At 40.2% G+C, this 11,343-nt stretch carries 9 protein-coding genes and 1 pseudogene; 6 read left to right on the forward strand and 4 right to left on the reverse strand.

The window, feature by feature from the left end:
• Positions 1-16: 16 nt before the first annotated feature.
• Entirely contained in the window at positions 17-985 is a 969-nt protein-coding gene (locus FTU77_RS14110; protein WP_180056063.1) for a lysophospholipid acyltransferase family protein, read from the reverse strand.
• 128 nt (positions 986-1,113) lie between these two features.
• Between FTU77_RS14110 and sppA the strand changes: the two genes are divergently transcribed.
• On the forward strand, positions 1,114-2,139 hold the full coding sequence (gene sppA, locus FTU77_RS14115) for a signal peptide peptidase SppA (protein WP_180056064.1): 1,026 nt from the start codon (positions 1,114-1,116) through the stop codon (positions 2,137-2,139).
• Positions 2,136-2,945 carry an alpha/beta fold hydrolase gene (locus FTU77_RS14120; RefSeq protein WP_180056065.1) on the forward strand — a complete coding sequence of 270 codons (810 nt, stop codon included), beginning with the start codon at positions 2,136-2,138 and terminating at the stop codon, positions 2,943-2,945. The genes sppA and FTU77_RS14120 overlap by 4 nt, the downstream gene beginning before the upstream one ends.
• A gap of 73 nt (positions 2,946-3,018) precedes the next feature.
• Here the strand turns inward: FTU77_RS14120 and purN are convergent, their stop codons facing one another.
• Entirely contained in the window at positions 3,019-3,648 is a 630-nt protein-coding gene (gene purN / locus FTU77_RS14125; protein WP_180056066.1) for a phosphoribosylglycinamide formyltransferase, read from the reverse strand.
• 9 nt (positions 3,649-3,657) lie between these two features.
• Positions 3,658-4,728, reverse strand: a complete 1,071-nt coding sequence (gene purM, locus FTU77_RS14130; RefSeq protein ID WP_078190382.1) for a phosphoribosylformylglycinamidine cyclo-ligase — start codon at positions 4,726-4,728, stop codon at positions 3,658-3,660.
• Positions 4,729-4,862: 134 nt separating this feature from the next.
• On the opposite strand from purM, the gene cxpE reads away from it, so the two are divergent.
• The 4 genes from cxpE (at position 4,863) to FTU77_RS14150 (ending at position 11,172) form a co-directional block, all read left to right on the forward strand.
• Positions 4,863-6,080: a chloramphenicol efflux transporter CxpE gene (gene cxpE, locus FTU77_RS14135; protein WP_180056067.1), complete on the forward strand. Its 1,218-nt coding sequence runs from the start codon at positions 4,863-4,865 to the stop codon at positions 6,078-6,080.
• An 18-nt stretch (positions 6,081-6,098) separates the two neighbouring features.
• Positions 6,099-6,803: a DnaA regulatory inactivator Hda gene (hda, locus tag FTU77_RS14140; protein ID WP_078190380.1), complete on the forward strand. Its 705-nt coding sequence runs from the start codon at positions 6,099-6,101 to the stop codon at positions 6,801-6,803.
• A 118-nt stretch (positions 6,804-6,921) separates the two neighbouring features.
• Entirely contained in the window at positions 6,922-8,733 is a 1,812-nt protein-coding gene (rbtA, locus tag FTU77_RS14145) for a rhombotarget A (protein ID WP_180048728.1), read from the forward strand.
• A 24-nt stretch (positions 8,734-8,757) separates the two neighbouring features.
• On the forward strand, positions 8,758-11,172 hold the full coding sequence (locus FTU77_RS14150; RefSeq protein ID WP_180056070.1) for a CSLREA domain-containing protein: 2,415 nt from the start codon (positions 8,758-8,760) through the stop codon (positions 11,170-11,172).
• Between the two features lie 80 nt (positions 11,173-11,252).
• Here the strand turns inward: FTU77_RS14150 and FTU77_RS14155 are convergent.
• Positions 11,253-11,343, reverse strand: a pseudogene (locus FTU77_RS14155) (IS5/IS1182 family transposase); the annotation flags it as partial.

The following is an 11,343-nucleotide window of genomic DNA, read 5'->3' on the forward strand; positions in this document are numbered from 1 at the left end:
GCAAGGCGTGAAGATGTTATTCAGCCACTGTCATTGTTTGCTGTTGTTGATATTCCTCACGAATATCGTGGATGCGTTGAGCAGCCTCTTCATCACTAATATTGTATAGATTTCTCAATTTTGGATTGGCTTTAAAGCGTTTATAGCTCCAGTGATAATGCTCTGGGTAACGATGGATTAAATCTTCCACTGCTTTAAAGATAACCATCGAGCCATCATCTGCATTGCCTTCATAAATGCTCTCATCGATGGGTTCGATATGCATATCAAAACCATGATTATCATTACGAATGGCGTACAGTAAGAGCGCACGTGCTTTGGTTTTTTGAATTAGTTTGGCACTTAAATTACTGGTTTTTAATGGGATGCCAAAATAAGGAATCATTTCACCGCCTGCATTGGGCGTATGGTCTGGCAAAATCACTGTCGTCCCACCTTGTTTTAATGCTTTGAAAATTTGACGAACACCAGATTCATCGGTCGGAACCAGTGTTGCTTGCTCGCGGCTTCGTGCAGCACGGACAAAGTTGTTGGCAGATTCGCTTTTCACTGGCTTGTACATGATGGTCATTTGGGTGTACTGTGCAATCCACGCATTCATGATTTCCCATGTGCCAAAATGCGGTACCACGAGGACAACGCCTTTTTGTAAGTCTAGCGCATCATGTAAATATTCAGCGCCATGTACGTGATGAATTCGTTGAATATTTTTTTCAGTACTTGCACCCCAAATGTTGAAAAATTCAAAATAAGAACAAAGTTCGTTTCGAATCGCTTGTTTGGTGAGTTGAATGCGAGCTGACTCTGATAATTCAGGCAATGCAATTTTGAGATTGCGTTGAATCGTAGAGTAGGTTTTAGAGATTTTTAAAACATTGACTAACCCAGCCAAACCTTTTGCAATTAATCTTGAAATTTGAATAGGTTGACGGCTGATAAATTTTAACAGGTGATATGTGGTGTCCTGTGAATTTTGGTCGGTCATCTTATTTAAGTCTGATACAAATGAAAGAAAATTTAAAATAATTATAGGGGAAAATGAATTGATTAGACAGTTATAGCGATTAGCGTGTATATAATGACTACAAATTAACGATTAACTAGGTTTTTTTTATGTCCGAATGGCCACCAAAACCTGAAGAAAAACAGCAAAGTTCTTCAAACAATATCCAGCAGCCAACTGGAAATGAATGGAAAATATTAGAAAAAGCCGTGCTTTCTTCCGTTGAGGAACAACGTAGAGCGCGTAGATGGGGTATATTTTTTAAATTTTTAACCTTTGCTTATTTGCTATTTATTATCATTGCGATGGCAAAAAGTTGCAGCATGTCATCATCAGATCCTGCAGCAACAGCGGGTTCACATATTGCCGTGGTTGATATCATTGGGACCATTGCAGCGGACAAGCAAAGTGTAAACAGCGCAAATACCATCAAAGCTTTGAAAAAAGCTTATGAAAATAAACAAAGCAAAGCGGTTGTTTTAAATATTAATTCACCGGGTGGTTCACCTGTTCAGTCTGATGAAATTTGGCAAGAAATTCAGTACTTGAAAAAAGCCCATACCGATAAAAAACTGTATGCCATTATTGGTGATACAGGCGCTTCAGGTGCGTACTATATTGCGTCTGCGGCAGATGAAATTATTGTCAACCCTTCAAGTTTAGTGGGTTCGATTGGCGTGATCATGCCGAACTATGGCGTTAGTGGTTTGATGCAAAAGTTTGGTGTAGAAGATCGCACCATGACTTCGGGTGAGAACAAAGCGATTTTATCCATGACTCAACCTGTAGATGCAGCACAAAAAGCACATGTTCAAGGTGTACTTGATAATGTTCATGCGCATTTCATTAATGCAGTGAAGGAAGGTCGCGGTAAGAAATTAAAATCAAATGATCCAGCTATTTTCTCAGGTTTATTTTGGACGGGTGATCAGGCTGTGAAGCTAGGTATTGCTGACCGTACAGGTAGTTTAAATAGCCTGAAACGTGAATTGAAAACTGAAAAAGCCGTGAACTACACCATTGAAAATAGTCCGTTTGATTCTGTACTAGGTCGTATGGGAAGTTCATTTGGTCAAGGTTTTGCAACGTCAATTTCTCAGCAAGTCCAATCTGAAAATACCACGAAGTTACAATGAAGCCATTAATTCACTTTGCGCACGCCAATGGCGTGCCATCACGGGTTTATCAAAAATTGTTTGATTTACTGAGTGATGAATATGATGTGATCTATGTGCCGTTACTTGGGCCAGATAAGCGTTACCCAATCGATAACCATTGGAAGAGCTTAACACAGCAAGTCATTGACAGTATTGTACGTCAGGCCAATGGTCGTAAGGTGATTGGATTAGGTCACTCATTAGGTTCGGTTTTAACATTTCAGGCTGCTTTACAACGCCCAGAATTGTTTGAACAAGTGTTAATGATTGATCCGCCTATGATCATGGGGAAAGATTCTTTTGCTTTGCACATTGCAAAACTCCTCAAACTCAAGGTCGTGGATAAAATGTCCCCAGCAGGTTTATCGAAGCGTCGTCGTGATCATTGGGACAGCCGTGAACAAGCAGCAGAGCTTTTAAGGCCGAAAGGTTTTTATAAAGATTTCGATCCAGACTGTTATCAAGCTTATATTGATCATGCCTTGATGGACGATAAACTGCGTGGTGGGGTGGAATTGACGATTTCACGTGATGATGAGGTTCATATTTTTCGAACCAATCCTTCACTGTGGTGGTTACCTCATGCTCAACCGCAAGTACCTGTACAGCAGTTAATTGCAGAGCAGGGACCATTTTTAGCTCGGCACTTTCCACAAAAGGTTGAGAAAAAATTTGGGATTCCATTTAAAGTGGTTAGCGGCAGTCATATGTTTCCATTAGAAAAACCAGTAGAAACGGTTGAGTTAATCAAACAAATGTTAGCTGTTCATGCCAAACATGAATGATTAAATGTATTCAAATAAAAAACGCATCCGAGGATGCGTTTTTTATTTCTATTTAAAATAGATAAAACTGATTTTAAAACTTGCAGAATTGAACAGGTTCTTGCATCGGTTGATTGCGATATAACACCCCATCAGCAGTATGTTGGATCGTACCATTACAGATCCATTCTGCGACTTGAGGGTAAATCACATGCTCAAGCACGTGAATGCGATCTGCTAGACTTTCAGCATGATCATGCACATTGACTTTAAGCACACCTTGAGCAAGCGCTTGGCCAGCATCTAGCTCTGCAGTCACGTAGTGAACTGTACAGCCATGGAAGACATCACCAGTGTTTAACACACGTTGATGAGTATGCATTCCTTTATAATTTGGCAGCAGAGAAGGGTGGATGTTAATCATTTTCCCTTCCCATGCTTTGACAAATTTAGCGCTTAAAATGCGCATAAAGCCTGCTAAAATGACCAAATCAACATCCCAGTCGAGCAGTTGTTGATGCATTACATCATCAAAAGCTTCACGACTTGGATATTGTTTGTGTTCAATGACTGCCGTTGCAATCTTTGCTTTTTCTGCACGTTGCAGTGCAAAAGCGTCAGGTTTATTGGAAATTACCCCAACGATTTGACCTGATAGATTGGCATCGATCAGGGCTTGAAGGTTAGATCCGCTGCCTGAAACAAGTACAGCAATTTTAATCATGAACGTTGCTTATGCGAAAACTACACGGATTTTTTCGTCAGCACCTTCAACAGATTCAGCATTGTCTGCAATGTGACCCATTGTGAATGCTTTTTCGCCAAGGCTGTTGAGTAATTCAACAGTTTTGTCAGCATCTGCTGCATCAACCACGAGAACCATACCTACGCCACAGTTAAATGTGCGGTACATTTCAAATTGTTCAACACCACCTTCTTTTTGAAGTAGTTTGAACAATTCTGGCCATTCCCAAGATGCTTCATTGACTACCGCTTGAGCACCATTTGGCAGTACGCGAGGTAAGTTACCCGGTAAACCACCACCAGTGATGTGTGCCATTGCGTGTACATCAACTTCTTTCAATAACTGAAGAATTGGTTTTACATAAATACGAGTTGGTTCCATTGCTGTATCTGCAAGTGGACGACCATCAACGATTTGAGTAAGGTCAACGTTTTTCACATCTAAAATTTTACGAAGAAGTGAGTAACCGTTTGAGTGTGCGCCAGAAGATGCAACACCAACTAAAACGTCACCCGCTTTAACTTTAGAGCCATCAATAATTTTGCTTTGCTCAACTACACCCACGCAGAAACCTGCAAGGTCGTAGTCTTCGCCTTCATACATACCTGGCATTTCAGCAGTTTCACCGCCAACCAATGCACAGCCTGCAAGTTCACAACCCGCACCGATACCAGTCACAACATTTGCTGCAACGTCAACGTTGAGGTGGCCAGTTGCATAGTAGTCAAGGAAGAACAGTGGTTCAGCACCACATACGAGAAGATCGTTTACGCACATTGCAACCAAGTCTTGACCAATTGTGTCATGACGGTTCAAATTCAATGCTAAACGTAATTTTGTACCAACACCATCTGTGCCAGATACGAGAACAGGTTCTTCATAACCTTTAGGAATTTTACAAAGAGCGCCGAAGCCGCCTAGACCGCCCATTACTTCAGGACGTGCAGTACGTTTCGCGACTGATTTGATACGATCGACTAACGCGTCGCCCGCTTCAATGTCGACACCTGCATCTTTGTAGCTTAAACCAGTGTTTGGGGTAGAAGTTGAGTTGCTCATAATGAAGTCTCCGCATTCGCGCGGGGATTATAACCTGAATATGCAAAACTCTTATGCTATTTCGCACTAAAATGTTATCTTTATTAAAATATTTTCTTTTCTATAACGATTACATTGAAAAAAGGTGACTTTATATGGGTGATCGCACCTTGCGCCGAATTTTTATTCTTGCTGGGATAGCATTGATCCTATGGGTTTTATACTTATTAAAGCCTGTAGTTGTTCCTTTTATCGGCGCATTTCTAATTGCATATTTATTTAGCCCTTTAGTCGATAAATTACATAAAATTGGTTTGCCGCGCTGGTTGTCGATCAGTTTGGTCTTTGTTGGAATTGGTGTTGCTATATTCCTTGCCATGTGGTTCCTCGTACCACTGGTCTGGGAACAGTTGATGTATGCGAAAAACAATATTCCAGGCAATATTCACTGGGTGAATTACACCTTCCTGCCATGGTTATCTGAAACATTTAATCTTGTACCGATGGAAATTGATACAGAGCAAATGTCAGCAGCGATCATGGAATATATTCAAACCAATTATAGTGCAGACAGTATTCAAGCCATGTTGTTAAAAGTGGCTCAATCAGGTCTGAACTTCATACAAATTGGTGGCACGATTGTCTTAATTCCAATCATAGCTTTCTATTTCTTATTAGATTGGGAACGAATGTTAGAAAACATGCGTCGCCTTATTCCACGTAAATATGAAAAAAGCACGCTCACAATCGTGGGCGAATGTCATGAAGTTTTAGGTGCATTTGTAAAAGGCCAATTCTTGGTAATGTTCTTATTGGGCGTTGTATATGCGGTTGGACTTCAATTGGTGGGTATTGAGGTCGGCATCATCATCGGGATGATTGCGGGTCTAGCCAGTATTATTCCGTATTTGGGTTTTGCGGTTGGTATTATTTCGGCAATTGTGGCTTGCCTGTTCCAATTCGGTTTGGATTGGGTGCATTTGGCCTTAGTACTGGTGGTATTCATGGTAGGGCAGGCAATAGAAGGTTATATTTTACAGCCTTTCTTATTAGGCGACAAAATTGGTTTGTCTCCAGTAGCCGTAGTTTTTGCGGTGCTTGCAGGCGCGCAATTGGCAGGACTCCTCGGAATGCTCATTGCACTACCCGTTGCAGCGATTATTGTGGTGTTATTACGTCATGCGCGTGAAAATTATGAGAAAAGTAATTTATACCGAAATGATGTACTTGTGGTGAATGATGCTGAAATTGGCACATTAAGCGTAGAAACCAATCAAATTGCTGTCGATATAGAGCTCAAAAATCAGTCTGCAAATTCGCTGCAAGATCCTGAAATTTCGAGTAACATTGAACGATCAGAACATAAAGATTGATAAGGCCAAAATATAGATATGCGTCAATTGCAGTTAGATATAGAACCCCAGCTCGATGCCCGAATTAGTGATTTTTCTGGGCCGAGTTGGGGACATGTAATCGATGGTGTACGTCAATTACATGCAGGATTAATGAATCGTTTCTATATCTATGGTGGAGCTGGTACAGGAAAAAGCCATTTACTGTCTGCAATATGTGATTCTTATTTAGAAATTGGCAAATCAGCAATTCAAGTTTCATTGCTTGAACTGCTCGATGCGCCCACTGAAGCGATTACTTCGCTCGATCGCTATGACTTGGTGGCTTTAGATGATATTGAAGCCATCAGTGGAGTTCCACATTGGCAAAAAGCCGTTTTTCACCTGATTAACTATAATAACGAAGAAGGTGGTCAATTGGTCTTTTCATCTCGACTGGCGCCCATTGAACTCAAACTTGAACTGCCAGACCTACAGTCTCGATTAACTCAGGCTGTTAGTGTGAAAGTGCCGAATGGTAGTTTATACGCAGACCGTCAAGCGCTCGTTAACTCTGTTTTAGCGCGACGTGGCATCCATATGGATCAACAAATTGTGGATTATTTGTTGGCACATGGGCCGCATCAGGCGTCTATTTTACTTCGCTCTTTAGAACAACTTATTCAGATGTTAAAAGGTGAAAAAGTCAAATTGAGTCATGCCAATTTAAGACAGATTTTTGCCCTAATTGATGAATATCGGTAAGCAATAAAAATTCTTGAGTAATTACTCAAGCTGTGACAAAGTACATAAAAATATTTTAATGTTGCAAGGATTGTGCAACTTAAGAATAAAAAGATAAAAAATATTTAAGGAGATGGATATGCTCAAACAGAGCATAGGCATTGGCATGCTTCTCATGGCAGGTCATGCATTTAGCGCAGAAATTATCGTTACAACCACTGAAGATGTTGTAAAGGATGACAAGGAATGTTCACTTCGTGAAGCCATAGAATATATCAATAATGGTATGCCAGAAGCCGGATATAATGGTTGCGGGGGTAAAGACGCCTATGCCTCAATTTCGCTGAAAAAAAATGAAGTTTATAAACTCACTAAAAAAATTGATATTAAAGCAGAACTGAATCTGAAAACGGCGTATGGCAGTAACGTCAATGAAGATGTCGTACTCGGTCTTAATAATGCCGTCATTGAAATGACGGGTAAGGATCAAATTTTTAATATTAATGATGGCGAAAAAGAACTACTTGCGATCAATTTTAAAGAAATTTCATTTAAAGGATGTAAGCAAGATCAATGTGCTGATAAAGGCGGCATCATTTTTAATAATGAAAAACTTACACTTGAAAATGTAAAGTTTGAAGATGGCTATGCACGACTTGGTGGTGCAATCTACAATGTTGGATTTTCAGAAGATGGCGCAGCTGTAGCAAGCCGTCTATATATACGAACCACGATTTTTCAAAACAACAAAGCGGTAGATGGTGGTGCAATTTACTCAGAAGCACCGGCTTATGAAATCTATACATCTTTGTTCAAAAATAATGAAAGCACTTCTGGTCGAGCGATTGTTTACAATCAAAATGGGCTCGCAGACATCAGCAAGTTGGTGTTCAGTAACCCTCAAAATATCATTGCCAATAGTACTTTTTTCAAAAACAAAGGTTTTGCTGTCAACTTACGTGATGGTTTAGCACTCAATAATATTACAGTACTGAAGAACAGTGGCGGTATCGAACTAAATAGTACCTCTGAGCATGCTTATTTAGCCAATAGTGTGGTGATTGGTAATGCGCTCAGTGGTACCGCTCAAGATTGTAAAGTCGTGAACTCAGGAACAGACCAATCTGTTTTTTATAACAACTTAGTGGCTGCGAGTTGTCCTGTTGGGCCTGCTGCAAATTTAAATGATGTATGGTCTGGGACGAGTTTAATTGCGGGTGAAGATGAAGGTAGCTGTAAAACCTTAACAGAAGATCGTAATGCACTTTTCTGTCCATTTACCACAGCAAATAACGCATTTATTGGTTATTTACGTCCTCGTATTTTATTAGATTACGAAACGATTTTCTCAAGCCCGATATTAAATAAGGGGAAGACCACAGCAGATGGCAATGAGCATCATGTGTATTGTGAGTCTTCTGATCAGCGTGGAAAAAATCGTAATTTGGATGATGTTTGGTGTGATCGTGGGGCTATCGAAATTGTGGTTCCTGTGAGCATGCCTCGCTTAGGTAAAGACATACGTACAGGTGAAGTGGCGAAGTTTAATATCTTAGATGCTTTAGGTGACAGTGATTTAATTCCAAAAGAAGAATGTACAAAAGTGATGGGTATGGCAAATCCAACAGGTGAGCCATGGCAAGATGGTTGTCCAATAGTTGTACAAAGCACCGAATCAAAAGGTAAATTTACACTGAATTTGAATGGTGATTTTGAATACACGCCAAATGGAAATTGGCATGGCGCAGATATTTTTGAATTGCGTGTGGTGACGTCTTCAACCCGTTTTAATACTTCGGCAAAAAATTATTTAGCTGCAGAAGTGCGTATTTTCCAAGAACCAAACAATGAAATGGAAAGTAAAACCGTTAAAACTTCGGGTGGTGCTCTAGGCTGGGCGAGTATTTTTGCGCTGCTTGGCTTAGTTGGATTTCGTCGCTTTAAAAAATAGTCTGGATAGAATTAAGGACAGCACATGAAAAATTATAAAAAAGGATTGCTGGCGGTCATGGTCCTTGCGGCTATGTCATCTATGGCAGCGACAAGTAACATCATCAAAGTTACGACCTTTGATGATGAAAATGGTGAAAATCTCAATCAATGTTCTTTACGTGAAGCGATTGAAACTGCACGTAAAAACAAATCTTTTGGTGGATGTAATGTCGGTAATCCAAATAATGGGCAGACCGATTATATTCAACTTGAAGCAGGTGAATATCTTCTGACTAAAGGTGAGTTAGTTCCGCTCAATCAGATCGTGATTGAGGGGAAAAGTCGCTTTAACTATGATTCAAAAAATTTACTGACGCAGAAATTTCCTGCCTATGAAGATATTAGAACGACGATTAATGCCCAAGGCAAATCGCGTATTTTTAATACTTCACGTTCAGAAGCCAACTTTATCGTCAATAATGTTCGCCTTACTGGCGGGATGGCAGAAGATCGAGGTGGTGCCTTGTATTTAGGGGGAGCATTTACCTTAAATAATGGTGCAATTGAAAACTCTCAAGCCAAAGTTGCTGGCGGTGCAATCTACTCCGTTGCGCATAATATATCGAAAAAAACATTATTGGTGAGCAGTTTAGTTCAGGGCAACGTTGCACCTAAAGGTAGTGTTGTTGCTATGGACTGTATCGGGAACTTGGGGGATACCCAGCCTGAAATTGTGTTCCAGCAAAGCAGTATTATTCAAAATGGTTCATCGACGAGTAATAGTGTGATGGACTTCTGTGGAAAGGCCAAAGTTGAATTGACAGCAAATACGATTGCAAAAAACCAAGCAAATCCAAGTGCGGGTAGTATTATCCGTGCCATTTCTCAGGGAACGGATCGTTTAAGTGCTTTTTCTAGCTTCGTTTTAACCAGTAATACAATAGTCGAAAATAATGCGGCTAGTACTTATTATTATGACAATAATGGTGGAAAAGCTTGGTATTTCAATGTGTTGTCCTATAATACTGGTGGTAAGTCTTGTCGTTATCTGAATAATGCTGTACCTGATAATGGTCAAAAGTTTGTTGCGAGTAATAATGCTTTTGAACTGGCAGCTGGGCAGTGTGATTTACCCGAAAGTGTGCTGAATAATACAGAAAGCTTTCTGCAAAACCATGATGTAAGTAGTTATGCTATGGGCACTTTATTAAGCGCCCTACAAACAAAATCTGCTTATAACTTGTATTTACCTTTGTATTACCCGAAAGCGATCGGCAGTGGTTTTGACTTGATCAATCTTGGCTTAGAGGGATGTAGTAAAGCCGATCAACGGGGTATTTTGCGGATTACGAATGGTACCTTGCAGCTATCACCTGCACAACGAAATACTTGTGAGATTGGTTCGGTTGAATTAATGAATTTAACTGCAGCAGATATGGCAGAGATTACCAACGAGTCCTTAGCAGCTATTCAAGAGAAATATCAAAAAACAATTGATGATTTGAAAAAGGATATCGAAGATCCAGATTATGCAGAATACAAAGTTGCCAATCAGGATGATTTAACAAAGTACGAAGCGGTATTCAGTGCATTAAAAAATAACCTTAAATATCGTGCGGTTTATTTTGATCCGTTCCCGGCATCATTACCTCAAGAAGAGTCAGTGAATGGAAGTGCTGAAACACGACAAATTGCCTTAAATGCAGACAACTACACCGTGACGACTTCACCAATCGGCATTGGTAGTGAAATTACGGTGTCTAGTACAGGCGAAGCAAGTATTGTGGGTAATCCACCACATGACCTGCACTGTGATTGGGATGCTGGAATAAAACAAATCGTTATATATCGCACCAGTGGGGCAACAACAGCGCCTACCGAATACGGTTTTTGTAAATATACGCTAAAACAAAAGACAGGGAGTCAGGCGGAATCCTCTGGTGTGGTCCGTGTGGCATTTAAAAATATGACCCCAGTGGCCAAAGCTGCGCAATATACGATTAGTCCGTCAAATAATTTGTCTGTTACCGTCAATAATTTATTAGAAAATGCTAATGATGATGGTGATGGTCCAGTTGCATCTATGCCAGCAGGTAAATCGGTATGGCATAAAAATGAAGAAGGCCAAATTATTCCCATTCGCTTTACGAAAATCCCAGCAGGTTTAAACTTTGAAGCTGAGTATAGTGGCAGTTGCCCAGCAAGTTATTTAAAGGAAACCTGCTACGGTGGCAAGATTACCTTCTCTGTAAAAAATGGCTTTAGTCAGTTTGACTATCCTGTTGAATATAGTGTTGTCGATAGTGATGGCATTGCATCAAGCAATGCAATTTTGACCCTTAAGAATACCGCGAAAAACACCAACTCTTCTTCTAGCGGCGGTGGCTCAATGGGAGTATTTGGACTGTTGGCATTAATTGGTTTAGGTGTGTATCGTCAACGTCGGTTGAGCAAGTAATACAATAAAAAAGCCTCGATAAGAGGCTTTTTTTTATGGCTTAACTAGGGTGTGTTGACATTTACAGCCGATAAATTGAGCTAAAGAGGCAACCATATAAATATACAAGCTAAAGCAACAGCGCTTTGATAGTTACGTTTTAGCTTATCGTATCTTGTGGCAATTCCTCTA

The sequence above is a fragment of the Acinetobacter sp. YH12142 genome (genome assembly GCF_013418435.1).
Classification (GTDB): domain Bacteria; phylum Pseudomonadota; class Gammaproteobacteria; order Pseudomonadales; family Moraxellaceae; genus Acinetobacter; species Acinetobacter amyesii.

Excerpts from the sequence above, each read along its gene's own strand:
- FTU77_RS14110 (WP_180056063.1), bottom strand. The coding sequence starts at position 985 with ATGACCGACCAAAATTCACAGGACACCACATATCACCTGTTAAAATTT.
- sppA (WP_180056064.1), top strand. The coding sequence starts at position 1,114 with ATGTCCGAATGGCCACCAAAACCTGAAGAAAAACAGCAAAGTTCTTCA.
- FTU77_RS14120 (WP_180056065.1), top strand. The coding sequence starts at position 2,136 with ATGAAGCCATTAATTCACTTTGCGCACGCCAATGGCGTGCCATCACGG.
- purN (WP_180056066.1), bottom strand. The coding sequence starts at position 3,648 with ATGATTAAAATTGCTGTACTTGTTTCAGGCAGCGGATCTAACCTTCAA.
- purM (WP_078190382.1), bottom strand. The coding sequence starts at position 4,728 with ATGAGCAACTCAACTTCTACCCCAAACACTGGTTTAAGCTACAAAGAT.
- cxpE (WP_180056067.1), top strand. The coding sequence starts at position 4,863 with ATGGGTGATCGCACCTTGCGCCGAATTTTTATTCTTGCTGGGATAGCA.
- hda (WP_078190380.1), top strand. The coding sequence starts at position 6,099 with ATGCGTCAATTGCAGTTAGATATAGAACCCCAGCTCGATGCCCGAATT.
- rbtA (WP_180048728.1), top strand. The coding sequence starts at position 6,922 with ATGCTCAAACAGAGCATAGGCATTGGCATGCTTCTCATGGCAGGTCAT.
- FTU77_RS14150 (WP_180056070.1), top strand. The coding sequence starts at position 8,758 with ATGAAAAATTATAAAAAAGGATTGCTGGCGGTCATGGTCCTTGCGGCT.